We start from the raw sequence: 25,853 nt of genomic DNA on the forward strand, positions 1-25,853 counted from the left end.
TGCATCTTGCCGATTACCCAAACCGATAGGGATCAAAACACCCGGCATCCGCATCGGCCGTCCCGCCAAGCGCCGCCGCGATCAGCTCCGCCCCCAGCGCGGCAAAGCTCACCCCGTTTCCGCCGAACCCGCTCGCCAGCCACAGGCCGTCATGGTTGCGCGCGGCGCCGATCGCCGGCAGCCCGTCCGGCGACGACCCGAACGCTGCCGACCACACGCAATCCACCGTTACGTCCTCGACCGCGATCATCGCCGCCAGTTTCGCGCGGATCGTACCGCCCTTGGCCTCGATCAGAGCATCGCGTTGGCGCGCATCGTCGAAATCCTCGTCCTCGCCGCCGGCGATCACCCGCCCATCGGCCGTTGCCCGCGTGTAGAGATAGGGCGAGGACGCTTCCCAGATCATCGCATTCTCCCGCCATAGCGGTGCATGCCCCGGCGGGGTCGCGATGGCGTAGCTCGACCCGACCGTGAAGGCAGCGGGCAGGAACCAGCTCGCACGTTCATAGCCCGGCGCCAGGATAACCTGCCGCGCTTCGATCCGCCGCCCGTCCGCTTCATGCAACACGGATCCGTTGCCTGCCTGCTCGATGCGCGTCACGTCGAACGGAAAACAGGCCATAGCGCCTTGCGTCCGGGCTCGCGCGAGCAACCCGAGCGTCAGCCGAACCGGATCGACCTCATAGCTCCCCGCCGAAATCAGCGCCGCCCGCGGCGCGATATCGAACCGGGCCGCCACCGCCGCTGCGTCCAGATACTCGGACGGCAAGCCCGCTTCGCGCCGCGCCACACCCTCGGCCTTCAGTGCTTCTTCGTCGAGCAAGGTCCCCGCCAGATACAGCTCCGGCCGGTCGATCCGCCCGCACTCGATCCCCGCATCATCGATATGCGCTGCCAGCCGCTCCACCGCCGCGAACACCCGCCGCCAGCGCCGCGCTGCTTCCGCCGCACCGATGGTCCCGGCCAGCCGGATCAGCGGCACATCGGCGGCCCACATCACCAGCGCGGTGGAGGCGGCCGTGCTGCCATGCGCTGGCGGGCGGCGATCGAGCAGCAGCACACGCCGGCCCTCGCCGGACAGCCGTTCCGCCAGCATCGCCCCCATCACGCCCGCGCCGACGATTGCGATATCGATCTCGCCCGAGGGAAGCTCATCGGAAATCAGCGTGTTGCCGGCGTCCGCCGCCCAGCACGCGCGGCCGCCGCGAAGATCCCGTCGCTCGGTCAGGTCCACCATGTTTCTCCGAAGATCGCACCGCTGGTTGGCGGCGGGAATTAGGCTGTCGGGATGTCCCGCCACCTGCTGAACCATCCAGCGGTGGATTGGCTCCGCGTCTGGGCGCCGTCGCGATCCGACACCGCGAAGGTGGATTCACGCGAAGACGCGAAGACGCGAAGGCGCGAAGGCGCAAAGAGAGAAGTAGACTTGGGCGGGCCGTCGCCCACATCGGCAGGGGCACAGTAAGGAGGATTCGCGCAGAGAGGCGCGGAGATATCGTGGACAGGCTGGTGGTCACTACCCGCCCGTGCGCCCCAGTCAGACGATCTCTGCGCCTCCGCGCCTCCGCGCGAACAAATAGGCGCGCCTCCAGCGGCGCGTTCCAGAATGTCGATCCGCCCCGACATACGCTTCGCGTCTTCGCGCCTTCGCGTGATCCGTTCTTCTTTTCCCGCAGCAGCGGCGCGGCCAGCAGATCAGGGAACCGGCGAACACGCATAGCGTGCCGGGCGTCGCGCGGGTCGGCACTCTGCATGAGTCTAACTATCTATAATAACATAATATTTATACTATGACCGCAACCCGAAAATGTCAGCGACCCTGCTGACATTTCCAACGTCCGGCCCCCGATTCAATCCAACGCGGAATGGCTTAGAGATACGACACCAAGGCCAAAGGCATCCCGGAAACCCGCGCGCGGCGAACCCGGCAAAAGGGGCAGCGACTCAAGGCAGCGCGATTCTCCGCACCGAGGTCGACTCAAACGGTTCACCCCTCGATCCGCGGGAAACCGAGACGAAAGAACAGGATTCGCACCGTGAGTACTCGCAACTACAGCTCCAACAAAATCCGATACCCCTCGCGGAATTCGGCGAGAATTCGTCAGGATGATCGCGCCGGCATGTTCGTCGGGTGTTTCTTGGTCCTCCAACACCGATTCTATCCTATAGTTGCGGCGCCGCGCAGGGCCGAAGTACCGTCCGATTCCGACCCCTTCGCAGGTGGGTCGCATAAATCGGAGATGACTTGCCGGTCCGGCGCCGACTCCAACACCATTACTTTGCAGCCCGCGAGCGTCGTTTTCCTCGATTCAAACGGTGCGCAAAGTCTCATAGACAGGGCGTGGCGGTGTACGGGCATCGCTTGTTTCTCATTGTTGCACCGGGGTTCTTGCCCCACCGATCTTGCGCAGCGCGCGCGGCTGGGCGAGAGCGCGTCCATGCCCGATCTGCCCGAAACCGCGCCGCGCGAGGCCATGCCCGACGATGCCGCCGCCGTCGTCGCTTTATGGGAAGCCTGTGGTCTTACCCGCCCCTGGAACGACCCTCACGCCGATTTCACTCAGGCGCTTGGCGGTTCCACCTCTACCGTGCTGGTGACGGGGCAGGGGCCTCTCTCCGGCTCGGTGATGATCGGCTTCGACGGACATCGCGGCTGGGTCTATTATCTCGCGGTCGGGCCCGACCATCGCCGCCACGGTCTCGGCCGCATTCTGATGGGTGCCGCAGAGGCCTGGCTTCGTGCCCGCGGCGCCCCCAAGATCCAGCTCATGGTACGCGACGACAATCAGGACGCGCTCGGTTTCTACGAAGCGCTCGGGCTCGAACGGCAAAAGGTCGTGACGCTCGGCAAATTCCTGAAGGATTGAACATGTTGCGTCGCTCCACGCGGTCGAGGACCGGGAGCGATCCCTGAGGTCTTTCGAGAGCATGAGGGTCGTGAGCCGCTGGCATATGCCGGTTCTGGCGGATAGGTGGCGGACGGCTTTCGGATGACGGGCGGGCGGGGCGAGTGCGGTGCGTGCTCGCTTTGGCCGCCGGGCGGAATGAAGATGATGTCCTTTGGGGGTGTGATGATTGACGATAACGCTCACGGCGAGGGGCTGGCAGGCGCGGGCCCGTACGCCCATGCTCGATCGATAAAGTCCCTGGATGAATGCTATTTTTATCATACGATGGATGTGCCGGGCTATGGCACCATCAACGGTGAATGGGATCTGCGTGGATCGATCGACGACTATCTTGGGCATTTTGATTTCTCGGGAAAGCGTGTCCTGGATGTGGGTGCCGCTTCGGGCATTCTGAGCTTTCACATCGAGAAGCAGGGTGCTGAGGTCGTGTCGTTCGATCTCTCCGAAAATTATGATTGGGACATTGTTCCATTTGCGGAAAATGACAATGATGCGGCGCGTAGCGAGCGTCGGAACCATCTTCGTAAAATCAATAATGGCTATTGGTTGTGCCATGAAGCCTTTGAGTCGAAGGCACGGATGGTAAATGGCGTCGTCTATGATATTCCCGCGTCGATCGGCTCTGTGGATGTGTCGGTCTTCGGCAGCATACTTCTCCATTTGAGAGACCCGTTTCTCGCGTTGCAGAATGCTGCAAGCCTGACCCGCGAGACTATTATAGTTGCCGATCTCTCTCCCTTTGGGAGGTTCGCCAGCAACTTCAAAAGAAATCCGCGGTTTATGCCGCGCAGCCTGAAGCCAAAGGGTATAAGCGACGGCTGGTTCCGGTTGCCTCCCCTGCTTGTGCAGGAATATCTGGGCATCCTGGGTTTTAAGAATTGCTCGGTGTCGTGGAGCAATTTCAAATACGGAGATCGTATTCGGCCCATCTATACGATCATTGCGCGTAGATGAGTGCGATTGGCGCTTGATTGGCGCAAGAGCTGAAGGATCAAGATGACTGTAACCATTTATGGCATCCGTGCGTGTGACACGATGAAGAAGGCCTGGACCTGGCTCGACGCGCACGGCATCGCCTATGACTTCCATGATTACAAAAAGGCCGGCATCGATGAGGCCACGCTGCGCGGCTGGGCAGGGCAGGTCGGGTGGGAAGTGCTGCTCAACCGCGCCGGCACGACCTTCCGCGCGCTGCCCGATGCCGACAAGGCCGATATCGGCGAGAACAAGGCGATCGCGCTGATGCTGGCCAGTCCTTCGATGATCAAGCGGCCCGTGCTCGATACCGGTGGCAAGCTCCTGGTCGGCTTCAAGCCGGACCTCTATGATGCGGCAGGGCTTGGATAATCCGGGAGACACTCAATGCCGACCGCATGCTGGAACGGGGCCGTCATCGCTGAATCCGACGACACGGTGGTGGTCGAGGGCAATCACTATTTCCCGCCCGATAGCGTCAACGCCGATCTGCTCGAGGCCAGCCCTTCGCACACCACCTGCCCATGGAAGGGACAGGCGCATTACAAGTCGATCGTGGTGGACGGAAAGCGCAATCCGGACGCGGTCTGGTTCTATCCCGATCCGTTGCCCGCCGCCGCTGAAATCAAGGGCCGCTTCGCCTTTTGGAAGGGCGTCCAGATCCGCTGAAAAGCTAGGTCCGATTCGGCGCTAAACATTGCCTTTCTCCCTCGAAAGGCGCAGATTCTCCCTCTCACCATTGGAGGGGAGAAGGTCATGACAGAGGACGGCGACCAGCCACCTGTTTGGTACTATGTCGTTGGCGGCGCGCTGGCGCTGTGGAGCGCGCTCGGCTGCTATGCCTGCTATATGCAGTTCATTCACGGGGCTGAAGCGATGGGCCCCGCGACTGACTATGATCTCAAGCTCTACGCAAGCCTGCCCGCCTGGTACAATGTCGTGTTCGCGCTTGCGGTGCTCACCGGCCTGCTCGGCGCGATCGGCCTGCTGATGCGCTCGCGCGCGGTGCGCATTCTCTTCATCGTCTCGCTCGTCGCGGCGGTCATCCAGTTCGGCTATCTCTTCCTCGCGACGGACATCATCGCGGTGAAGGGCGCGGGGACGGTGCTGCCCTTCCCGATCCTGATCATCGTCATCGGAATCTTCTCGATCTGGTTCGCCGGCGTCGCGAAGAAGCGGGAATATCTGCGCCCCTGAGGGCAATATCGGTGGGAGGACGTCACTCCTCCCACTGGAACACCTCGTCGAGCGGCTTGCCGAACACCCGCGCGATGCGGAACGCCGCCTCGAGCGACGGAGAATATTTGCCCGCTTCGATCGCGGCGATCGTCTGCCGCGTCATCCCGATCCGCGCGCCGAGATCGGCCTGAGTCATCTCGCCGGCCATGAAGCGCAACGTGCGGATCTGGTTCACGATCGGGGTGCTGGCCATGCCTCAGCTCCCCCGGCGATACAGGAACAATAGCGTGCCGGCGCGCACCAGTTCGGCGAGGACTAGCGCCAGGAGCAGCGCGTTGCTGATCACGATCGGCACCAGCGTGACGGGCTTGCCGTTCAGCCAGGCCGGTGCGGTCGCCATGGTCAGCGGCGCGACCACGGTGAGTGTCGCGACCAGCGCGCTTAGCGTGACGAAGGCCGGGCGATAGGCGAGCAGCGCGAATTCCCGCTCGCGGTCGTCCGCCGGCGCGCTCGCTTCCTTTGGCGACAGGATGGCGAGTATGATCGCGGCCACGATCTGCACGACGGTCAGCGCGACCACCGCGAAGATGAAATGGCCCACCTCCTCGCCGACATCGAAACTCGGTCCCTCCAGTGCCCGGACGAACCCCAGGAAATACCAGCCCCAGATCACGATCGTCGCCGCGACCGACCCCCACATCATCTTTTCCCGAAACGCCATAACGGCCTCCAACGTCAACTTTATGCGACTCAATGTAAAATATATCTAACATTGAGTCAAGTGATGGGAACATTGCCGCATTCTGGATGCCCGCTGTGGCTGGCGTCCCATCGGCGGCGGCGCTAACAGCGGGGCCATGTCCACGACCTTCACGATCGACACCTCGACCAGCCGCGCGAATCCCACGCCGGCGCCGATGAAGCGGCTCACCATTCCGGCCCTGCGCAAGGCCAAGGGCGGCACGCCGCTGGTGATGCTGACGGCCTATACCGTCCGCACCGCGCAGCTGCTCGATCCGCATTGCGATCTGCTGCTGGTCGGAGACAGCCTCGGCCAGGTCGTCTACGGCCTGCCCTCGACGGTGCCGGTCACGCTGGAGATGATGGCTGCGCACGGCGCCGCGGTGGTGCGGGGCAGCTATCATGCGGTCGTGATCATCGACATGCCGTTCGGCAGCTATGAGGCCTCGCCCGAAAAGGCGTTCGAGAGCGCGGCCTGGCTGCTCAAGCAGACCGGCGCGGCCGGTGTGAAGATGGAAGGCGGCGAGGCGATGGCACCGACCGTCCGCTTCCTCGTCGAGCGCGGCATCCCGGTGATGGGTCATGTCGGCCTCACACCGCAGGCGGTCAACGTGCTCGGCGGCTATGGCGCGCGCGGCCGCACGCCCGAGGAAGCGGCGAAGATCGTTGCCGATGCCGTCGCGGTGGCCGATGCCGGCGCTTTCTCGATCGTCATCGAGGGCGTGGTCGAGCCGATCGCGATCGAGATCACCCGGAAAATCGCCTGCCCGACCATCGGCATCGGCGCCTCGGCCGAATGCGACGGGCAGGTGCTCGTGGCGGAGGACATGCTCGGCCTGTTCGAGCGCACGGCACGCTTCGTGAAGAAGTTCGACGACATGGCTGGCCGTATTTCCGCCGCGGTTGAAACCTATGCGGCGGACGTCCGATCCCGCGCGTTTCCGGGTCCGGAGCAGACCTACGCCCCCAAGGATTGATCCCTTCCGTTTGTGCGCGGCCATCGCTAAGGTCCGCGCCTTTCCAGCCTTCGCCACATGGAGCATCCCTTGGCCGTTACGCCGAATACCGACGAAGCATTCCTGCGTGAGGTCGATGAGGAACTTCGCCGCGATCAGCTCGCGAGCATGTGGACGCGCTTTGGCCGCTGGCTGATCGTCGCGATCATCGCCGGCCTCGCGGCGTTCGGCGGCTTCCTCTATTGGCAGCATCACAGCGGCGAGGTCGCGGGCGAGCAGGGCGAGAAGCTTCAGGCCGTCTATGACGATCTGGCCGTGCAGAAGATCGGCACCGCCGAGAAGGGCCTGGTCGAGCTCGCCGGGTCGAAGATCGCCGGCTACCGCGCGATGGCGCTGTTCACCCAGGCCGACCTGCTGCTGCAGAAGGAAGACCTGAAGGGTGCCGCCGCCAAGTTCGCCGCGGTCGCGGGCGACAGTTCGATCGGCCAGCCGCTGCGCGACCTGGCGCTGATCCGCCAGACCTCCGCTGAATTCGATACGTTGAAGCCCGATGTCGTCGTCAACCGGCTGAAGCCGCTTGCGGTGAAGGGTAATCCCTGGTTCGGCAGCGCGGGCGAGCTCGTCGGTGCCGCCTATCTCCAAATGAACAAGCCCGATCTCGCGGCACCGCTCTTCGGGCAGATCGCCCGGGACGAGACGGTGCCAGATACGATCCGTCAACGCGCGGTTCAGCTCGCGGGCACCATGGGCGTCGACGCGGTCGGCCCGGTTGAGGAAAAGAAAGCGCAATGATGTACAAGAACCGGGTGCTGCTGGCCGGCGCCGCGCTCCTCGCGCTCAGTGGCTGCGGCATTTTCAAGGGCGGCGGCAAGAAGACTCCGGTGCTGGGTGATCGCGTGCCGATCCTCATGTCCGAGAGCGAAGTCACCTCCGACAAGAGCCTGGCGGACGTGCAGGTGCTTCTCCCCGCGCCAGAGGCCAATGACAGCTGGGCGCAGCCAGGCGGCAATGCCTCCAAGTCGATGGGGCAGCTTGCGCTCGGCGCCACGCTGTCGCGTGCATGGAGCGCTTCGATCGATGGCGGTTCCAACCGCCAGCGGCTCGCCGCGCCACCGGTCGTTGCCGGCGGCCGGCTTTATGCGATGGACGTGGACGCCAATGTCCATGCCTTCACCGCGGATACCGGCGCAAAGGTCTGGACCACCAATATCGCCAAGACCGACAAGAAGACCCAAAGCGCGCGTTTCGGCGGCGGTGTCAGCTTCGATGACGGCAAGGTCTATGCGACGGATGGTCTCGGCGACGTGGTGGCACTCGACGCCGCGACCGGCGCCGAGCTGTGGCGCGCCAAGCCGGGCGGCCCGCTGCGCGGCTCACCGACCATCGACAACGACAATCTCTATGTGCTGAGCCAGGACAATCAGCTGTTCGCGCTGACCAAGACCGACGGCAAGGTCGTCTGGACTCAGTCCGGCTCGCTTGAGACTCAGGGCGTGTTCGGCGTCGCGGCGCCCGCGATGGGGCAGGGCACGGTCATTGCCGGTTTCTCCTCCGGCGAACTGAACGCCTATCGCTACGAGAATGGCCGCACCCTGTGGCAGGACGCGCTGTCGCGTTCGACCATCTCCACCTCGGTGTCGTCGCTTGCCGATATCGACGCGTCGCCGGTCATCGACCGCGGCCTCGTCTTCGCCGTCGGCCAGGGTGGGCGCATGGTCGCGCTGGAAATCGTCTCGGGCCAGCGCATCTGGGAACAGAATTTCGCCGGCATCTCGACCCCCTGGGTCGCGGGTGAATGGCTGTTCATCGTCACGGACGATGCCCGGCTGGTCTGCCTCGCCCGCGCGACCGGCAAGGTCCGCTGGATCCAGCAGCTCCGCCATTATGGCAGCGAGAAGAAAAAGAAGAATCCGGTCACCTGGTATGGCCCGGTTCTCGCCGGCAACCGCCTGATCCTGACCAACTCGCGCGGCGAAATCCTGTCGGCCTCGCCCGACACGGGCGAACCCGGCGCGGTAATCGAGGGCGGCAAATCCTACAGCCTGCCGCCGATCGTGGCGAATTCCACGCTCTATGTGCTCGATCAGAAGGGCCGGATCTCGGCGTATCGCTGATCGACGGCGACCGCTTCGTGACCCCGGTACGACTCCGGGGTGACGAATGCGGCGCGGCACGCTAAGGCGCGCCATGCCCAATCTTCCCGTGGTCGCGATCATCGGCCGGCCCAACGTCGGCAAATCGACTCTGTTCAACCGTCTCGTCGGCAAGAAGCTTGCGCTCGTCGACGACCGCCCAGGCGTGACCCGCGACCGCCGGGAGGGTGATGCAACCCTCGTCGGCATGGAATTCCGTGTCATCGACACCGCTGGCTATGAGGACCAGGACGCCGCTTCGCTGCCCGGCCGCATGCGCGCGCAGACCGAAGCCGCCGTCGCCCAGGCCGATGTTGCTCTGTTCCTGATCGACGCCCGTGTCGGCCTTGTCCCGCTCGACGAAGAGATCGCCCGCTGGCTGCGCGGATCGAAAACCCCGGTCATCCTGGTCGCGAACAAGGCCGAAGGCCGCGCCGGCGAAAACGGTATCCTCGAATCGCTGTCGCTCGGCTTCGGGGATCCGGTCGCGCTCTCCGCCGAGCATGGTGAGGGCATGGTCGAGTTGTTCGAGGCACTGCTGCCGCACGTCGAGCCCGAGGAGGACGCGGAAGCGGTAGCCGAGGAGATTGATGAGGAGAGCCTCGACGCGCCGCTGAAGCTCGCCATTATCGGCCGCCCCAATGCCGGCAAATCGACGCTGATCAACCGCATGCTCGGCGAGGAGCGGCTGATTACTGGTCCCGAGGCCGGGATCACCCGCGATTCGATCGCGATCGACTGGACCTGGCACGATCCGGAAGGCGAGGCCCGGGCCGTTCGGTTGATCGACACGGCGGGCATGCGCAAGCGCGCCAATGTGCAGGACAAGCTGGAAAAACTGTCGGTCGCCGACGCGCTTCACGCGATCGACTTCGCCGAAGTGGTCGTGCTGCTGCTCGATGCGACTCGCGGGCTCGAGGCGCAGGACCTGCGCATCGCCGACGCGGCGCTGCAGGAGGGGCGTGCGCTGGTCGTCGCGATCAACAAATGGGACGTGGCGGAAAATGCCAGCAGCCTGTTCAACGGCATCCGCGGCGCCCTGGAGGAAGGGCTTTCGCAGGTGAAGGGCATCCCGGTGCTGACGGTGTCTGCGGCGACCGGCAAGGGCATCGATACCTTGCTCAAGGTGGCGTTCGAGACGCGGGAAGCCTGGTCGCGCCGTATCGGCACGGGCGAGCTCAACCGCTGGTTCGAAAAGGCGATCGAGGCCAATCCGCCGCCCGCGCCGGGCGGCAAGCGCATCAAACTACGCTACCTGACCCAGGCCAAGACGCGCCCGCCCGGTTTTGTCCTGTTCGGTACCCGCGTCGATCAATTGCCGACGAGCTATCAGCGGTATCTGATCAACGGCATCCGGCGCGACCTCGGATTCGGTGCGGTGCCGGTCCGGCTGACGCTGCGCGCGCCCAAGAATCCGTTCGACCGGTAAAGGCCGTTTGAACGGTGTCGGTGCGACTGCCGGCACGCCCGTCAACGCATCCTTTACCCCGTTTGCATAAGAGCGGGGCATGTCTTCGCGGCCTTGCGGCCCGAAGTGGGAGATTGCGGTGTCGCTCGACGATCCTCGCCTGGTCGACTGGATGGTGTTTTCGCGGGCTCGGAACGAGCTTGGTGCCGGCTTCGTGCGGATTTTGGGCTATTTTCGGGAAGACGGCGTGAAGTCGGTCGGAGCGATCGAGACTGCCATGCGGTCTCGCAACGCCGCCGCGATGGTCCTGCCCGCCCACACGCTGAAGGGCGAGTCCCGGCAGTTCGGCGCAGAGCCGCTCGGCGCGCTGGCGGAGAGGATCGAGACGATCGCGCGCGATTGCGTCGAGAATCGCGATACGCCCGATGAGGCGCTGCAGTCGGTGGTCGAACTCCGGCCGCTGTTCGACAAGACCCTCGAACTGCTCGAGCGCGAATCGAACCCGCTTGTCGCACGCCGGCCGGTCTTCGGCCGCCGCGCGCTGTAACGGCTTAGGTTCTCAGTCGTTCGATCGCCTGGGCAAGGGCGACATAGAGCTTGCCCATATCGGACGACAGCAAGGTCACACCCAGCGGGGACCCATCGCGCTGGACCAGGATCGCGCGCAGCATCGCCTCGAAATCATGAATGTAGCGGTTCACCTGCTCGCGAAAGGCCATGTCCGCCTCATAGAGACGGCTGATCTCCCGCGTCTCGCCGCTATCGAGCAGCCGCACCGCCCGCCGCGTGAAGATACCGCGATCGCCCTTGAGATAGGCCGACCATGCGCTGTCCGACACTTCGGCGGAGAAGGCCTTGGTGATGTCTATCGACGCGGAGTTGAGCGATTCGATCAGCAGCGACACCCGGCGGGCGAAGCTGTCCTTGTCGGCATCCTCGCGTTCGATCCGAGCTTCCTCGATCCGGCTTTCCACCGTGGCAGTCGACTCGGCGATCGCCAGCATCTGGCGAGTCAGTCGCTCGGACGTGCGTTGGGCCGACTCGGCTGCCGCGTCGCCGGCGTCGATGATCGCGGCGATCTGCTGATCCAGGGCCATGGAGGATGCGCGCCGCATTGCCTCGACGCTGGCATTTTCCAGCGCCATCGCCGCTTCGGGAATGACCGAAGCGAGCGTCTCGCGGGCGCGATCCGCCGCGGCGCTGGCGGTGTCGCGGACTCGCAGCAGCGCTTCGACCAGGCGCGGCGCGGCCTCGTCGGCGAAGCGATGGGTCTGGCCGATCGTCTCCTCGACCATTTCGCCGAGCGCATTCGCCCTGGCGCGGCCGCTGGCGAGCGTCTCGATCAGCGTGTTGGACAGCGTGTCGATCGTGTCGCGCTGCGTGGCGATGGCCTGGGCAATTGCCGCGACCGCTTCATGCGTGTTTTCGGCGGCGGTGACGAGCGCCAGCAATTCCGGCGTCGCATCGCCGACCATGCGCCGGCTGTCGGAAATCCGCGCATCGAGCCGCGCCAGGGCGCCGGGCAATGTCTCGTCGATCTCGCGCGCCGCCGCATCGAGCGCCGTCAGCAACCGCTCGGTCGTGCCGATCGCCGTGGTCGCGATCGCATCGCCAGTCTTCAGCGCAGCGGTCATCGCATCGGCCGATCCGCCGAGCGCGCCGATCGAGGCGGAAAGATGCTCGGTCCGGTCGACGCCCTGCGCGTGAAGCGCGTCGAGCTGGCGGGAGACCCGCGTCAGCCCGGTGTCGAGTTCGCCAATCACCATCTCGCTGGCGACGCGCTGCTCGCCCAGACGGGCCGCGATCCGGTCGATGATCTGTTCGATCGTGCCGATGCGCGCCGCGAGCGCCTCGACACTGTCCCGGCTGGCACGGTCAAGCGCTGCCTGGTTGGTGCCGAGCATCGCCAGCATCGCCTCGCCCTGCGCGGCAATACCCTTGCGCGCTTCGTCCACCGCTCCCGCGGTGCGGCCGAGTAGCCCGTCGACCGCAGCTGACATGTCACCGGTGACTGCCTCGAGGCGCGCGCCAGCCGTCTCGCTGGTCGCTTCCATGCGAGTGATGTGTGCGCCAAGCCTCTGCGCCGCGCCGCCCGCGACGGCGTCTGCTTCCCGCCCCCGTTCGGCCAGGGCGACCAGTTGGGCGTCGAGCGCACTGGCATGGCGGCCCGCGGAGATTCCCGTCTGCTCGAGCAGCCTGGTCAGGTCCTCGGTTTCGTCATGCGCCTTGGGCAGGGTGGCGAGCAAGATGGCGAGGCTTTTTTCCGCGGCGGCGGCGGCGGCGGCCAGCTTGCGCGCCTGAGCGTCAGCCAGATCGACCTGCTCGGCAATGCCGGTCCCGATGCCGGTCAGCTTTGCGGCCGCGCCGTCGCCGATCGCCATCAGGCTGGAGGATTGCTCGGCGAGCCTGGTCCGGTTCGCGTCGATCGCGTTGCACAAGGCCGCGACCGTGCGTTCCAGGCTGGCCGCCTCGGCGCGCATGGCTTCGGCGGTACGGCCGAAGCGCCGCGCCTCGGCGGTGCTGGTCCGGAGCGCCAGCAACATCAGGATGCCGATCAGCGCCGGGGGCACGCACAAGGCCGCGATGAAACCGGTCAGCTCGATCGGCAATGCGCGCTGCAGGCTCGGCCACGCCAGCCACAGCATGCCTGCGATCCAGCCGAGCGAGACGAGAATGCCGAGCGTGGGAACGATCCACCGTACGCGCTGCGGCGCCGGCTCGTCGTCATAGTCATCGATATACTGGTGCGGCTCGACCGTTTCGACCGTGGCAGGGTCCGGTGACGCCGCAGCTTCAGCAGGCGCTTTGGGACCGGTACCTGGTCGAAGATCGATGATGCGCGAACCCCCGTTCATATCAGCTGTTTATCACGATTTCTGCCTGCGGAAAGAGAATAGCGAAACCTTGTCTTAAGCGCTTCTGCGTAGAAACACAGGCATGGCGTACGATCCTGGTGCAATCGATGCGACTCTGGCGGCCGCGGTGGGCGACGAGCCCCAGCTGATCGCTGAGCTTCGCGAAGCCTTTCTCGACGGTGTCCGGCGCGGTCTCGACACCCTCCAGAGCGCCGAAGGTGATGACGAATGGCGGCGTGCTGCGGCACGTCTCAAGGGCCTCGCCGCGAGCTTCGGCGCCATTGCCCTGATGGACATCGCGTCCGAGGCGACCGAGGCGCGCGCGCCGGACGAAGGCCTGCTTCGTCGCCTGCGCCAGGCGGCGAAATGCCTCTGAATATCGTCACCTTTGCCAATGGCGATGGTTCAGCCTAACAGCTCAGCATGTTGGCCGGGCTGATTTTCGCGACCGAGGATGCCGTTGACCGGCCCGGTACGCTTGCCGCGACCTTGCCGTTCGGCGGGTTGACCCTGATCGAATTCCAGGCGCGGTTGCTCGTCGCGGCGGGCGCGTCGCAGCTCGTCCTCGTCATCGCCCGGCTTACGCCCGAGCTGCTCGGTGCGATCAACCGGATCGGACGGCGCGGCGCATCGGTCGATGCCGTTCGCACCGCCACCGAGGCGGCGGAGAAGCTGCACCCTCTGTCACGGGTGCTGGTCGTCGCCGATGGCGTGATGACGACCGGAGAGGTCGTGGCTTCGCTGGCTGCCGAACATGGGGACGCGTTGCTCGTCATCGACGACCAGGGTAGTGGCGCACCGTTCGAACGGGTCGGCGCGCTGACCGCCTGGGCCGGCATGGCGCTGCTCGATGCGAAACGGATCGCCGAGGTCGCGGCGATGCCGAAGGACTATGATTTCCAGTCGACCCTGCTCCGTGTCGCGGCACAGGCTGGTCCGGCACAGATTCGCCTGCCGGCCGGTGCCGCAGGTGAAGCGCATGGCATCGAACGCGATTCGCGCCGGTTGGCGGAACGCGGCAAGGTGATCCTGTCGGCGCTGACGCCCGCTCCGACGCGCTGGGCCGACCGGTTCGTGCTGGCACCGCTGGCGCGCTTCGCCCTGCCGCATATGGTAGCGCGGAATATTTCCAGCATCGCCGTTACTGCTCTGGCGTTAACTCTGGCGGTCGCCGGATTCGCGGCGCTCTTTTTCGGATGGTCGATCGCCGGTTTGGGGCTGTCGATCGTCGCCCTGGTCGCGTTGGCGGTGGGGATGACCGCTTCGGCCTTGCGGGACGAGGCGATCCAGCTACGCGTTCAGCAAGGCGCGATGCTGGCGGTGCCGGCACTGTCTGCCCTGCTGCTGGGCCGGGGCTCGACCGCCGGTCTGATCGCGGCGAGCAGCGCGATCGTGGCGGCGGGGCTGGCCGAACGGGCCGGCAATGCGCGACTTCGCCGCCGCTGGTGGGCGAGCCCGGCCGCTTATCCGATGCTGATGCTTCCCCTGGTCGCGATCGGGCAACCGCTCGCTGCCCTCCTAGTCGCGGGAATCTGTGCCGTTGCGACACTGGGCGCCGCCATTGAGGGTCTTCGCGAAAAACCTTAGTGTCATATTAAGGATGTTTTCGTAGCAGGGGCGCATGTCGAGCGATGTTGGCGACATGGATGATGGCGCCCGTTGGGGGGCTGGCCAGCCGGCCGCGCGCGAGGCGGCAGTGGAGCTTTGCGCCGATGAAAGATTGGCGGTCGCAATCAACGATTTCTTCCTCCCCGCTGAAGCGCGGCTCGACGAACGATTGCGCTCGGCCCTGGCGGGTATGCTCGGCGCGCTCGTTACCACTGTCGAGAAATTGGTGGGCCATCATGCCGCCCGCCTGCTCGCCGCGCGTGGGGCGCCGGTGCTTTCCAAGGCGTTGGCCCATGGCGATCCGTTCGTTCTGGAGAGGCTCAGCGCATCGGGCCTGTTGCGCGATGCCGAGCTGATGCGTGAGCTGGTCGGCCGGGCGCGACAGGACGTGCTTGCCGCCGGCTTGCCCGTCACCGCGCCGGAGAACCACGGTGGCCTCAGCGTGCTCGCCCGCTTGGCCCAGGATCCCGACGGCGTGGTCGCCGCCGCGGCCATGGCACTGTTTGCCGCGGAGAACCGCCGTCATGGCGACGCCGTTACGACGTCGGCGCGTGCTGACCTTCCCGCCGGGCTGCACCATCGCCTGACATGGTGGACGGCGGCCGCGCTCCGCGCGCATTTCGCCGAAGCGGCGGGTGACGATCTCGCGATACTCGACCGCGCGCTGGTGGATGCTGCCACACGCAGCATCTCCTCTCATGATGAAGGCGGTCGGCTCGAAGTGGCGGCAATGCGCCTTGCCGCGGCCCTCGATACACGCGCCGACGAACGCGCCCGGCTGCTGATCGACGCCCTGCTGGACCGCCGCCTGTCATTGGTCGTGGCGCTGATCGGCCACGCGCTCGGCCTGAATTACACCGATGCGCGAGAGATACTGCTCGACCCAGGCGCCGACCGCCTGTGGCTGGTGTTGCGTGCCTTGGAGCTCGATCGGGAATCGATTGCGCGGATCGGGCTCGCGCTGAGCGAAGCCGATCCCCGCCGCGATATCGAGCGCTTCGCCGAACAGCTCGACGCGATCGCTGCCACATCATCGGCACATGCGCTGGCGGCGCTCGCGCCGTTGTTGCTGCCGCCCGATTATCGTGCCGCGCAGCGTGCGCTGGCGGCGGGGAGGGCACGGCCCTGCATGTGAGCGATCCGGTGCTGGCGCCCGTGCTTGGGATGGTCGATCGAGCCGGCCGGCTGGTCGAGGCCGACCAGCGGCTGATCGACCTCAACAGCCGCGCGGGCGGCGGGATCGGCCAGCCAGTCGCGATCCCCCAGATCGCGACGCTGGCGCGGCTCGCGCAGCGTCTCGGCATCCTCGTCTCGCGTGGCCTAATCGTCGCGGACGGTGACGACGATGTCGAGCTATGGGTCCGCGCTGAGCCCGAGGCGGCCGGCATGCGCCTGAGGATCACTGGCTGGCGCAGCCGGGCCGCCTGGCGTCCCGACACGATGCAGGTCGAGCGCGATGGCGATTTCCTGCGCAGTTCGGGCGAGTGGACATGGGAAACGGATTCGGCGCTGCGCATCACCTCCCTTCCAGTCAGCGCCGGGGTAAGGCACGGTTTCGATTCGGCGTCGATGCTCGGCCAGTCGTTGAGCCGCCTGTTCGCGTTCGACGATGATCGGGCGGAAGCGTTCCCGATTCTGGACGGTCCGGCGATGCGCCGCCGTCTCGATGATCAGCGTGCGACGATCCGCGCGACTGGCCGGCCGGTCCGGCTGTTGGCGGCGGCGCGCACGGACGTTGCCGGCGCCTTTGCCGGCTTCGTCGGCGCCGCGCACATGATCAAGGATGCACCGGCTGCCGTCCCGCACTCCGCGCAATTAGAGGATCTGACTGAAGCCCTTGCCGCGAGGCTTGACCGGGCGCTGCGCGGTCCGCTTGACCGCATCATCGCCAATGCCGACAGCATCAACGCCCGGTCGGATGGGCCGCTGCATCAGGATTATGCGACTTATGCGGCGGATATCGCGAGCGCGGGCCGACATCTGATGGGCCTGGTCGACGACCTGGTCGATCTGCGGGCGATCGAACATCCCGATTTTACCGTCGCGAAGGAAGCCCTCGATCTTGCCGACGTCGCGCGTCGGGCGGCGGCCCTGCTCGATGGGCGCGCGTCCGCGGCGCAGGTGCGCATCGACAAGCCGGCTCCGCAGGACATGCTGCCGGCGACGGGCGAGTTCCGCCGGGCGGTGCAGGTGCTGGTCAACCTTATCGGCAATGCGGTGCGCTATTCGCCGCGCGACGGCATGGTGCGGATTCGTGTCGAGCACGAGAACGGCATCGCCGCCGTGAGCGTGGCGGACCAGGGCAAGGGTATCGCAGTCGCGGACCAGGCCCGCATCTTCGAGAAGTTCGAACGGGTCGATTCACGCGAGGCTGGTGGTAGCGGGCTGGGGCTCTACATCGCCCGCAAGCTGGCGCGCGCCATGAGGGGTGACGTGACGGTCGACAGCGCGCCGGGGCAGGGCGCCCGGTTCGTCTTCACGCTACCCTATCGGGAATGATCGGGCGTCGCTGCTACCGCCGCCCGATCCGGATCAGCACGATGCCGACAACCGCCAGCAACGCGCCCCACAGCGCCCAGATGCGCTGATCGATCATGAAGCTGGACGCCGGCCACTGGATGTAGCCGGTGCCCTGGCCGATCCACAGCAGCCCCATCAGCAGCACGAGGATGCCGCCGATGGTGACTGCGGTGCGCATCACCGGCTCGCGACCGGCGTGTAATCGCGCTGCGTCGGGCCGGTATAGAGCTGACGCGGGCGACCGATCTTCTGCGCGGGATCGGAGATCATCTCGTTCCACTGCGCGACCCAGCCGACGGTGCGGGCAAGGGCGAAGAGCGCGGTGAACATCGTCGTCGGGAAGCCGATCGCCGACAGGATCACGCCCGAATAGAAATCGACGTTCGGGAACAGCTTCTTCTCGATGAAGTATGGATCGTTGAGCGCCATTTCCTCGAGGTGGAGCGCCACGTCGAACACCGGATCGTTGACGCCCAGCGCGCCGAGCACTTCGCGTACGGTCTGCTGCATCACCGTCGCGCGCGGATCGTAGTTCTTGTAGACGCGGTGGCCGAAGCCCATCAGGCGGAACGGATCGTTCTTGTCCTTGGCGCGCTCGATATAATGCGGGATGCGATCGACCGTGCCGATCTCGCGCAGCATGTTGAGCGCCGCCTCGTTGGCGCCGCCATGCGCCGGGCCCCACAGGCAGGCGATGCCGGCCGCGATGCAGGCGAACGGGTTCGCGCCCGACGAGCCGGCGAGGCGGACGGTCGAGGTCGACGCGTTCTGCTCATGATCGGCGTGCAGGATGAAGATGCGGTCGAGCGCCTTTTCCACCACCGGGTTCACCACATAGGGCTCGGCCGGGACGCCGAAGGTCATGCGCAGAAAGTTGCCGGTGTAGGACAGGCTGTTGTCCGGGTAGAGGAAGGGCTGGCCGACCGAATATTTATACGCCATCGCCGCGATCGTCGGCATCTTCGCGATCAGCCGGTGGCTGGCGATTATGCGCTGGTGCGGATCGGTGATGTCGGCCGAATCGTGATAGAAGGCGGACAGCGCGCCGACGATGCCGCACATGATCGCCATCGGATGCGCGTCGCGACGGAAGCCGCGATAGAAGGTCGCGAGCTGTTCGTGCAGCATGGTGTGGCGCGAGATCGTATAGCTGAAGCCTTCGAGCTCCTTCGCGTTCGGCAGTTCGCCGTTCAGGAGGAGATAGGACACTTCCATGAAGCTCGACTGCTCGGCGAGTTGGCCGATCGGATAACCGCGGTGGAGGAGCACGCCCTCGTCACCGTCGATATAGGTGATCGCCGAATCGCAGCTCGCCGTCGAGGTGAAGCCGGGATCGTAAGTGAACATGCCCGTATCGGCATAGAGCCGGCGGATATCGATGACGTCGGGCCCGGTACTGCCAGACATCACCGCATAGTCGTGCGCAGTTCCTGCCACGTCCAGCTTCGCGGTGTTGCTCATCGATATGTCCTTTCTCGACCCGTCAGGCAGTCATCCGGTCGGCGATGCGGCCCAGGCTTTCGTCGCGCCCGAGCAACTCGAGCACGTCGAAAATCCCGGGTGATGTCTTGCGCCCGGTCAGCACTGCCCGCAACGGCTGCGCGACCTGCCCAAGTTTCACCCCCGCATCGTCCGCGACCCGGCGGACCGCGTCTTCGAGAGCCTCTGCATCCCAGTTGGCAACCGCGTCAAGAGCGGCATGCAGACGCGCCAGCAGCGCCGGTGCGTCGCCGGAGACGAGCGATGCTGCATCCGCGTCCATTTCCAGTGGGCGCGTGCGAAAAAGAAAGGCCGTGCCGGTCGTAAGCTCATTGAGATTGGCCGCGCGGGGCTTCAACGACTCCATGCTGCGCTGTAGCAATTCGGCCTGCGATTCGCTGATTTCGAAACCGAGTCGCGGGATCACCAGCTCAGCCAGTCGCGCATTGTCGGCGCTGCGGATGTAATGACCGTTCAGGTTCTCGAGTTTCTTCAAATCGAACCGACTTGGTGATTTCCCGACATCCGCCAGGTCGAACCACTCGGTCGCCTGCTCGCGGCTGATGATCTCGTCGTCGCCGTGCCCCCAGCCGAGCCGGAGCAGGTAGTTGCTCAGCGCCTCGGGGAGGATGCCGAGTTCGTCGCGGTAATATTCCACCCCGACCGCGCCGTGGCGCTTCGACATCTTTCCGCCGTCGCTGCCGTGGATCATCGGGATATGGGCGTAGACCGGCACGGGCCAGCCCATCGCCTTGATGATCGGCAGCTGCCGGAAGGCATTGTTGAGATGGTCGTCGCCGCGGATGACGTGAGTCACGCCCATGTCGTGATCGTCGACCACGACCGCGAGCATATAGGTCGGTGTGCCGTCGGACCGCAGCAGGACGAGATCGTCGATCTCCTCATTCTGCACGGTGACCGATCCCTGGACCTGGTCGACGATCGTCGTCGCGCCTTCCTTGGGTGCCTTCAGCCGCACGACGAAGGGCGCGCCCTCGGGTGCCTTGGATGGATCACGGTCGCGCCAGCGGCCGTCATAGCGCATCGGCTTGCCGGCGGCCTTCTGGCTCTCGCGCAGTGCGGTCAGTTCGTCGGCGGTCGCGTAGCAGCGATAGGCATTGCCCTGCTCGACCATCTGATAGGCGACCTCGGCGTGACGCTTGGCGCGCTCGAACTGGAAGACGGTGTCGCCGTCCCAGTCGAGACCGAGCCATGTCATCGAGCTGAGGATCGCGTCGATCGCCGGCTGGGTCGAGCGGGCGCGATCGGTGTCCTCGATGCGCAACAGGAACTTACCGCCATGATGGCGCGCAAACAGCCAGTTGAACAACGCGGTGCGCGCGCCGCCAATGTGCAGATAGCCGGTGGGCGACGGCGCGAAGCGCGTCACCACTGCGGATGTGTCGGGCGTGCCGGTATCGGCCGCCGCGGTATCAGACCTTGCGCCCAAACGCGCTTGCTCCCAGACTTGAAAATCGATGGCCAGTACAGCCGCCGAGGCCCCTAGCACGCGACCCCGGCTCCTTCAAATCGGGGCTGGCGAGCGGTTGCGCAAGGTCAAGGCAGGTCTGGAGCTGTGGCTCGAAGCCGAGCGCGACCAGCTTTTCCTGTGGGTGCCGGTGTCGTTCGGCGCGGGGATCGCCGCGTGGCTCGTGTTGCCTGATCCGGCATGGTGGTGGACGCTGTTGCTCGCGCTGGCCGGCGTGGCGTTGTTCGCGATCGCCATCGGGCGCGGCGGGCGGGCCGGGCGCGTGGTGGCGGTGGGGTCGCTGCTCGCGGCGGCGGGGCTGGCGCTGATCTGGTGGCGGGCGGAGAGGTCGGACGGACAGGTGCTGGCCCGTCCGGTGATCGCGACCTTCGAAGCGCGGGTGGAACGAGCCGAGCCGCTGCCGTCGCGCGATCTGGTGCGGTTGCGGTTGACGCCGGTTCGTGTCGTGGCCGTTCCGGCGCGTCCCGGACACAAGGACACGCGGCCGCTGCCGACCTTGCCGCAGCATGTCCGCGTCAACCTCGCCGAGGCGGATGTGCCGGCCGGGCTGTCGCGGGGCGCGACGATCCGGCTCGGCGCGCGGCTGATGCCGCCACCCCAGCCTGCGGTGCCGGGGGCGTATGATTATGCGCGTGTCGCCTGGTTCGATGGGATAGGCGCTACCGGGCGTGGCTTCGGGCCGGTCAGCATCGTCGGCCCGGGTGCGTCCAGCGGTGCGGGCCTGCGCGAAAGGCTGTCGAAACACATCCAGGCGAGCGCGCCGGGCGGCGGCGGGGCGATTGCGGCGGCGCTGGCGACCGGGGACCAGGGCGGCATCTCCGAGGAGGATGCCGAAGCGATGCGCCGGTCGGGGCTGGCGCATCTCCTATCGGTCAGCGGGCTGCACATCACTGCGGTGGTCGGCGCAGTGATGCTATTGGTGTTGCGGTTGCTCGCGCTCAGCCCGTGGCTGGCGCTGCGTTTCCGCCTGCCGCTGATCGCTGCCGGGGCGGGTGCAGTGGCGGCGATCGGTTATACCTGGCTGACCGGTGCCGAGGTGCCGACGGTCCGATCCTGCGTCGCGGCGCTGCTGGTACTGATCGCGATGGCGATGGGGCGCGAGGCGATTACGCTGCGGCTGGTCGCGGCCGGCGCCTTCATCGTGCTGCTGCTCTTCCCCGACGCGCTGGCCGGGCCGAGTTTCCAGCTCTCCTTCGCGGCGGTCGCGGCGATCGTCGCGCTGCACGAGCATCCGCGAGTGAAGGCATGGTTCGCGCCGCGCGAGCAGGCGTGGTGGCAGAAGCTCGGGCGCACGCTTCTGTCGCTGCTACTGACCGGCGTGGTGGTCGAGCTGTCGCTGATCCCGATCGCGCTGTTCCATTTTCACAAGGCGGGCATTTACGGCGCGGTCGCCAATATCGTCGCGATCCCGCTGACCACCTTCATCGTCATGCCGCTCGAAGCGCTGGCGCTATTGTTCGACCTGGCGGGGATTGGCGCGCCCTTGTGGTGGCTGACGGCGCGGTCGCTCGATCTGCTGCTGTGGATCGCGCATGCCACCGCGAGCATCCCCGGATCGGTTGCGGCGCTACCGGCGATGCCGGGTGGGGCTTTCGGGCTGATGGCGTTCGGCGGACTGTGGGTCGCCTTGTGGCGGACGCGATGGCGGCGGCTCGGCGGCGTGCCGTTCGCGATGGGCGCTGCCTGGGCGCTGACGACGCCGACGCCCGACCTGCTCGTCACCGGCGACGGACGGCATGTCGCGATCCGGACGGCGCGGGGCGGGCTGGCGCTGCTGCGTGATCGGGTCGGCGACTACACGTCGGACATGCTGGCGGAGAATAGCGGGGTGGACGGCGAGCCCCTGTTCCTCGCCGATCAACCAGAGGCGCGGTGCAGCCGCGATCTCTGTCTGGTCGAGCAGAAGGCGGGCGGCCGGAGCTGGCGGATCCTCGCGACGCGGAGCGCCTATCTGGTGCCGGCGGGCGAGCTGATCGCGGCATGCGCCACCGCCGATATCGTGGTCAGCGAGCGCTGGCTGCCCGATGGCTGCCGCCCGCGCTGGCTAAAGCTAGACCGCGACATGCTGGCCAAGACCGGTGGTGTCGCGGTGACGCTGCGTACCGGCCATGTCACCACCGTGTTGCAGCCGGGCGACCGCCACCCCTGGCGGGTGGCGGCGCCCGTCCCGGTCAGACGTAGCGGCGGAGCAGGCCGGCGAGCTTACCCTGCACGCGCACCTGATGTGGAGAATAACGCTGCGGATCATAGGCGCGGTTCGCCGGATCGAGGCGGATCATCGCGCCTTCCTTCCGGAAATATTTGAGCGTCGCTTCGCTGTCGTCGATCAGCGCCACGACGATCTCGCCGTCGCGCGCCGTGTCGGCGCGACGGATCAGGGCATAATCGCCGTCGAGGATGCCGGCATCGACCATCGAGTCACCCGAGACCTCGAGCGCATAATGTTCGCCGCCGCCGAGCAATGCGGCGGGCACCGCGAGCATCGACTGGCCCTCGAACGCCTCGATCGGCACGCCGGCCGCGATCCGGCCGTGCAGCGGAATCTCGATCACGTCGTTCGCCGGCTCGGGGAGCTTCTTCACATTGCCGGTCGGCGCGGCGGCCGCAGCGGCGCCCTTGCGCACTGCCTCGGGCCGTTCCGGCATGCGCAGCACTTCGAGCGCGCGGGCGCGGTTGGGCAGGCGGCGGATGAACTTGCGTTCCTCCAGCGCGCTGATCAGGCGGTGGACGCCCGATTTGGACTTGAGGTCGAGCGCCTCCTTCATTTCCTCGAACGAGGGCGAAACGCCGCTCGCCTCGAGCCGGTCGTTGATGAAGCAGATCAGCTCGTGCTGCTTGCGGGTAAGCATCCCAATTCCTCCGTCGGAACAGACTGGGAACGTTTATGCAATGTTCCGGTGCCGTGTCAAGCGAATGGAAGGATTTCCACCACCTCGCCGGCGCCGAGCGCCGGTGCATTGGGCGCGCGGACGATCAGGCAGTCGGCGCGGGCGAGCGTCAGCAGCATCGAACTGTCCTGAATGCCGGCGGCGAAGACATGGCCGTCGCGGATCGCGGCGCGCAGATAATCCTGGCGGTGGTCGTTCGCCGGCAGGTCCTCGCCGAGGATCGCGGTGGCGGTGCGCGGGAACGGATCGGGCGCGCCCGCCATGATAGCGATCAGCGGGCGGAGGAACAGGAAGGCGGTGACGAAGGCCGAAACCGGGTTGCCCGGCAGGCCGAGCACCACCGCGCCGCCGAGCCGGCCCGCCATCATCGGCTTGCCCGGGCGGAGCGCGATCCGCCAGAAATCGATGCTGCCGCCCGCGGCAGCGAGCGCCGGGCGGACCAGATCGTGGTCGCCGACCGAGGCGCCGCCGGTGGTGACGAGGATGTCGGCATCGACCGCGGCAAAGGCAGCGGTGGTTACATCGAGCCGGTCGGGCAGGATGCCGAGGTCGATCACCTCGACGGGCAGGTCGGCGAGCAGCGCGGCCAGCATGGCGCCGTTGGACTCGGGCAGCACTTCGTCCGTCAGCGCGCTGCCCGGTACGACCAGCTCGTCGCCGGTCGCGACGATCGCGACACGAAGGCGGCGGGTGACGGGGAGAGCGCCGTGCCCGCCGGTTGCCGCCACCGCGATCCGGGCCGGGGTGAGGCGCGCGCCCTGAGGGATGAGCAGGTCGCCGGTGGAGAAGTCGAGGCCCTTGCGGCGCGTGTTCTTGCCCCAGGCGCCGGGCCCTTCGCCGGTGAGGAGGATCAGGTCGCCCTCCTGCCTTGCCTCCTCCTGCACCAGCACGGTGTCAGCGCCGGCGGGCATCGCGGCGCCAGTGAAGATACGCGCCGCCTCCATCGTGCCGACCTCGCCGGCGAAGGGCCGGCCGGCCGCGCTCTCGCCGGCCAGGGTGAAGGGGCCGGGCAAGTCGGCGAAGCGGATCGCATAGCCGTCCATCGCCGAAAGGTCGCTGGCAGGTTGAGTGCGCAGGGCGAGTATGTTGCGGGCGGTCCAGCGTCCGGCTGCCTCACGCAGGGGCACGGTCTCCATCTCGACGGGAGGGGCAAGTGCGAACAGGCGGGCCTGGGCTTCGGTGACGGAGATCATCCCGCATCCCTATCCGGCGGGGCGCCATGGGTCGAGACGGCAGGCGTGTCAGTTACCGCTACCATCTTGCAAACGAGTGTTATAGCAATCGCTTCGGTAGCAGACTGGCCGCGATCAAGTCGGCGGGGTGCTTCGCATGGCCATGGGCCATGTCACGGGGGAAGATGCATGACGCAAGCACCGGCGCCTGACGCCTATAATCGTACTGCCCTGTTCTGGATCTGCGTGCTGGCGCTGTTCACCGCCGCGGTCGCCTTTTCGATGCGCACCGCCGCGTCGGATGCGATCCGCCAGGCCGTGTTCGATCCGATCGACCCAGCGAATTCGGGCCGGATGATCGGCGGCGCGCTCGGCGCGGCGTTCAGCGGGTTCGCCTTTTCGCTGCTGGTGCTGAGCCCGTTCCTCGACGTGATCGGGGCGAAGCGGGTGCTGTTGCTGGCGGCGTGCAGCTTCGTCGCCGGATCGCTGCTGATGGTGCTCGCCCCCGGCATGGGCAGCGGCGCGGGCATCGGGACGCTGGTGACGCTCGGCATGGCGCTGACGGGCGTGGGCTGGGGCTGCACCGAGGCGTCGATCAACCCGATGACCGCGGCGCTCTATCCGGCGGACAAGACTCACCGGCTGAACGTGCTGCACGCCTGGTGGCCGGCGGGCATCGTCGTCGGCGGGCTGGCGAGCATCGGCGTGGGGCAGATCGGGCTCGACTGGCGCTGGGACATCGCGCTGATCATGGTGCCGGGCATCGCCTTCGGCCTGTGGACGCTCACCCAGAAATTCCCGCCGACCGAAAGCGCGGCGCTGGGTGTCGGGTTCGGCGAGATGATCGCGGTGCCGTTCAAGCGCCCGACCTTCTGGATATTCTTCGCGATCATGTTCCTGACGGCGTCGGCCGAGCTGGCGCCGGGTTCCTGGGTGGACGTCGCGCTCACGCACACGGTGGGCATGAAGGGCATCCTGCTACTCGTCTATGTCTCGGCGATCATGTTCGTGATGCGGCATTTCGCTGGCGTCCTGTCGCACCGCGTGTCCGACATGGGGCTGTTGTGGCTGTGCACCATACCGGCCGGCCTGGGCCTGTACCTGCTGAGCGTCGCGTCCTCGCCGGTGACGGCGCTGGTTGCGGCGACGGTATGGGCGGTGGGTGTGGCCTTCATGTGGCCGACGATGATCGCGGCGGTGGCCTATCGTTATCCGCGCGGCGGGGCCTGGACGATCGGGCTGGTCGGTTTTGCCGGCGCGATGGCGATCCAGCTGGTGCTGCCCAAGCTCGGTGCGATCTACGACAAGGCCAAGCTTGAGCGGGCAGGGGGCGAGGCGGCGTTCGCCGCGCTTCAGCCGGGGCCGGTGCTGAACGACGTGCTGGCCTATGCGGCGACGCGGTCCTTCCAGGTCGTGGCGCTGATCCCGGTCGTGCTGTTCATGATCTTCGGCGTGGTGCGCATCCTCGAGCGGAAACGCCGGCTCGGCGGCGGGGAGGGCTGAACCGCGCTACCCAAGCGCGGTCGCGCTGCTATGCTCCGG

The 25,853-nt window shown here is 66.5% G+C and carries 24 protein-coding genes and 1 pseudogene; 16 read left to right on the forward strand and 9 right to left on the reverse strand.

Annotated elements, in window-relative coordinates; genetic code table 11:
* Positions 1 to 13 precede the first annotated feature (13 nt).
* Positions 14 to 1,237: an NAD(P)/FAD-dependent oxidoreductase gene (locus ACZ1I5_RS06140; protein ID WP_465172828.1), complete on the reverse strand. Its 1,224-nt coding sequence runs from the start codon at positions 1,235 to 1,237 to the stop codon at positions 14 to 16.
* Positions 1,238 to 2,438: 1,201 nt separating this feature from the next.
* Between ACZ1I5_RS06140 and ACZ1I5_RS06145 the strand changes: the two genes are divergently transcribed.
* The 5 genes from ACZ1I5_RS06145 to ACZ1I5_RS06165 all read left to right on the forward strand — a co-directional run bounded on the left by ACZ1I5_RS06145 (position 2,439) and on the right by ACZ1I5_RS06165 (position 5,081).
* Positions 2,439 to 2,867: a GNAT family acetyltransferase gene (locus ACZ1I5_RS06145; protein ID WP_465172829.1), complete on the forward strand. Its 429-nt coding sequence runs from the start codon at positions 2,439 to 2,441 to the stop codon at positions 2,865 to 2,867.
* Between the two features lie 105 nt (positions 2,868 to 2,972).
* Positions 2,973 to 3,863: a class I SAM-dependent methyltransferase gene (locus ACZ1I5_RS06150; protein ID WP_465172830.1), complete on the forward strand. Its 891-nt coding sequence runs from the start codon at positions 2,973 to 2,975 to the stop codon at positions 3,861 to 3,863.
* 42 nt (positions 3,864 to 3,905) lie between these two features.
* Positions 3,906 to 4,256, forward strand: a complete 351-nt coding sequence (locus ACZ1I5_RS06155; protein WP_465172831.1) for an arsenate reductase — start codon at positions 3,906 to 3,908, stop codon at positions 4,254 to 4,256.
* A gap of 15 nt (positions 4,257 to 4,271) precedes the next feature.
* Positions 4,272 to 4,553, forward strand: coding sequence for a DUF427 domain-containing protein (locus ACZ1I5_RS06160; RefSeq protein WP_465172832.1), 282 nt, complete (start codon positions 4,272 to 4,274; stop codon positions 4,551 to 4,553).
* A gap of 87 nt (positions 4,554 to 4,640) precedes the next feature.
* A complete protein-coding gene (locus ACZ1I5_RS06165; RefSeq protein ID WP_465172833.1) occupies positions 4,641 to 5,081 on the forward strand; it encodes a hypothetical protein in 441 nt (146 codons plus the stop codon).
* Between the two features lie 22 nt (positions 5,082 to 5,103).
* On the opposite strand, the gene ACZ1I5_RS06170 is transcribed toward ACZ1I5_RS06165, so the two are convergent.
* Both ACZ1I5_RS06170 and ACZ1I5_RS06175 read right to left on the reverse strand, forming a co-directional pair.
* Positions 5,104 to 5,316, reverse strand: a complete 213-nt coding sequence (locus tag ACZ1I5_RS06170) for a helix-turn-helix transcriptional regulator (protein ID WP_465172834.1) — start codon at positions 5,314 to 5,316, stop codon at positions 5,104 to 5,106.
* Positions 5,317 to 5,319: 3 nt separating this feature from the next.
* On the reverse strand, positions 5,320 to 5,784 hold the full coding sequence (locus ACZ1I5_RS06175) for a hypothetical protein (protein WP_465172835.1): 465 nt from the start codon (positions 5,782 to 5,784) through the stop codon (positions 5,320 to 5,322).
* Between the two features lie 136 nt (positions 5,785 to 5,920).
* Between ACZ1I5_RS06175 and panB the strand changes: the two genes are divergently transcribed.
* The 5 genes from panB (at position 5,921) to ACZ1I5_RS06200 (ending at position 10,847) form a co-directional block, all read left to right on the forward strand.
* The gene (panB, locus tag ACZ1I5_RS06180) at positions 5,921 to 6,781 is read left to right on the forward strand and encodes a 3-methyl-2-oxobutanoate hydroxymethyltransferase (RefSeq protein WP_465172836.1); all 861 of its coding nucleotides are present in this window, start codon (positions 5,921 to 5,923) and stop codon (positions 6,779 to 6,781) included.
* Positions 6,782 to 6,850: 69 nt separating this feature from the next.
* Positions 6,851 to 7,552: a tetratricopeptide repeat protein gene (locus ACZ1I5_RS06185; RefSeq protein ID WP_465172837.1), complete on the forward strand. Its 702-nt coding sequence runs from the start codon at positions 6,851 to 6,853 to the stop codon at positions 7,550 to 7,552.
* On the forward strand, positions 7,549 to 8,874 hold the full coding sequence (locus ACZ1I5_RS06190; RefSeq protein ID WP_465172838.1) for an outer membrane protein assembly factor BamB family protein: 1,326 nt from the start codon (positions 7,549 to 7,551) through the stop codon (positions 8,872 to 8,874). The genes ACZ1I5_RS06185 and ACZ1I5_RS06190 overlap by 4 nt, the downstream gene beginning before the upstream one ends.
* A 73-nt stretch (positions 8,875 to 8,947) precedes the next feature.
* Complete coding sequence (gene der, locus ACZ1I5_RS06195; protein WP_465172839.1) at positions 8,948 to 10,321, forward strand: ribosome biogenesis GTPase Der; 1,374 nt, start codon at positions 8,948 to 8,950, stop codon at positions 10,319 to 10,321.
* A gap of 79 nt (positions 10,322 to 10,400) precedes the next feature.
* Positions 10,401 to 10,847: an Hpt domain-containing protein gene (locus ACZ1I5_RS06200; protein WP_465172840.1), complete on the forward strand. Its 447-nt coding sequence runs from the start codon at positions 10,401 to 10,403 to the stop codon at positions 10,845 to 10,847.
* Between the two features lie 4 nt (positions 10,848 to 10,851).
* Here ACZ1I5_RS06200 and ACZ1I5_RS06205 read toward each other — a convergent pair whose 3' ends face one another.
* On the reverse strand, positions 10,852 to 13,155 hold the full coding sequence (locus tag ACZ1I5_RS06205; protein ID WP_465172841.1) for a coiled-coil domain-containing protein: 2,304 nt from the start codon (positions 13,153 to 13,155) through the stop codon (positions 10,852 to 10,854).
* An 82-nt stretch (positions 13,156 to 13,237) separates the two neighbouring features.
* Between ACZ1I5_RS06205 and ACZ1I5_RS06210 the strand changes: the two genes are divergently transcribed.
* From ACZ1I5_RS06210 to ACZ1I5_RS06225, 4 genes are read left to right on the forward strand one after another with little or no spacing between them, the layout of a single operon-like run.
* Complete coding sequence (locus tag ACZ1I5_RS06210; protein ID WP_465172842.1) at positions 13,238 to 13,531, forward strand: Hpt domain-containing protein; 294 nt, start codon at positions 13,238 to 13,240, stop codon at positions 13,529 to 13,531.
* Between the two features lie 47 nt (positions 13,532 to 13,578).
* A complete protein-coding gene (locus tag ACZ1I5_RS06215) occupies positions 13,579 to 14,742 on the forward strand; it encodes a hypothetical protein (protein WP_465172843.1) in 1,164 nt (387 codons plus the stop codon).
* Between the two features lie 55 nt (positions 14,743 to 14,797).
* Positions 14,798 to 15,898, forward strand: coding sequence for a DUF2336 domain-containing protein (locus ACZ1I5_RS06220; protein WP_465172844.1), 1,101 nt, complete (start codon positions 14,798 to 14,800; stop codon positions 15,896 to 15,898).
* Positions 15,889 to 17,262 (forward strand): sensor histidine kinase, encoded by a 1,374-nt coding sequence (locus ACZ1I5_RS06225; protein ID WP_465173904.1) that lies wholly within the window; start codon positions 15,889 to 15,891, stop codon positions 17,260 to 17,262. The genes ACZ1I5_RS06220 and ACZ1I5_RS06225 overlap by 10 nt, the downstream gene beginning before the upstream one ends.
* Positions 17,263 to 17,275: 13 nt before the next feature.
* On the opposite strand, the gene ACZ1I5_RS06230 is transcribed toward ACZ1I5_RS06225, so the two are convergent.
* From ACZ1I5_RS06230 to gltX, 3 genes are read right to left on the reverse strand one after another with little or no spacing between them, the layout of a single operon-like run.
* On the reverse strand, positions 17,276 to 17,461 hold the full coding sequence (locus ACZ1I5_RS06230) for a hypothetical protein (protein ID WP_465172845.1): 186 nt from the start codon (positions 17,459 to 17,461) through the stop codon (positions 17,276 to 17,278).
* On the reverse strand, positions 17,461 to 18,744 hold the full coding sequence (locus tag ACZ1I5_RS06235; RefSeq protein WP_465172846.1) for a citrate synthase: 1,284 nt from the start codon (positions 18,742 to 18,744) through the stop codon (positions 17,461 to 17,463). Before ACZ1I5_RS06235 ends, ACZ1I5_RS06230 begins: the two co-directional genes overlap by 1 nt.
* 22 nt (positions 18,745 to 18,766) lie before the next feature.
* Positions 18,767 to 20,212, reverse strand: a complete 1,446-nt coding sequence (gene gltX, locus ACZ1I5_RS06240) for a glutamate--tRNA ligase (protein ID WP_465172847.1) — start codon at positions 20,210 to 20,212, stop codon at positions 18,767 to 18,769.
* A gap of 28 nt (positions 20,213 to 20,240) precedes the next feature.
* On the opposite strand from gltX, the pseudogene ACZ1I5_RS06245 reads away from it, so the two are divergent.
* Positions 20,241 to 22,418: pseudogene (locus ACZ1I5_RS06245) on the forward strand (ComEC/Rec2 family competence protein); the annotation flags it as partial.
* Positions 22,419 to 22,422: 4 nt separating this feature from the next.
* On the opposite strand, the gene lexA reads toward ACZ1I5_RS06245, so the two are convergent.
* Both lexA and ACZ1I5_RS06255 read right to left on the reverse strand, forming a co-directional pair.
* Positions 22,423 to 23,100 carry a transcriptional repressor LexA gene (lexA, locus tag ACZ1I5_RS06250; protein WP_465172848.1) on the reverse strand — a complete coding sequence of 226 codons (678 nt, stop codon included), beginning with the start codon at positions 23,098 to 23,100 and terminating at the stop codon, positions 22,423 to 22,425.
* Positions 23,101 to 23,156: 56 nt separating this feature from the next.
* A complete protein-coding gene (locus ACZ1I5_RS06255; RefSeq protein ID WP_465172849.1) occupies positions 23,157 to 24,332 on the reverse strand; it encodes a molybdopterin molybdotransferase MoeA in 1,176 nt (391 codons plus the stop codon).
* Positions 24,333 to 24,500: 168 nt separating this feature from the next.
* On the opposite strand from ACZ1I5_RS06255, the gene ACZ1I5_RS06260 reads away from it, so the two are divergent.
* Positions 24,501 to 25,814, forward strand: coding sequence for an MFS transporter (locus tag ACZ1I5_RS06260; RefSeq protein ID WP_465172850.1), 1,314 nt, complete (start codon positions 24,501 to 24,503; stop codon positions 25,812 to 25,814).
* Positions 25,815 to 25,853 lie beyond the last annotated feature (39 nt).

Source organism: Sphingomonas sp. BL-S-30 (assembly GCF_055521475.1).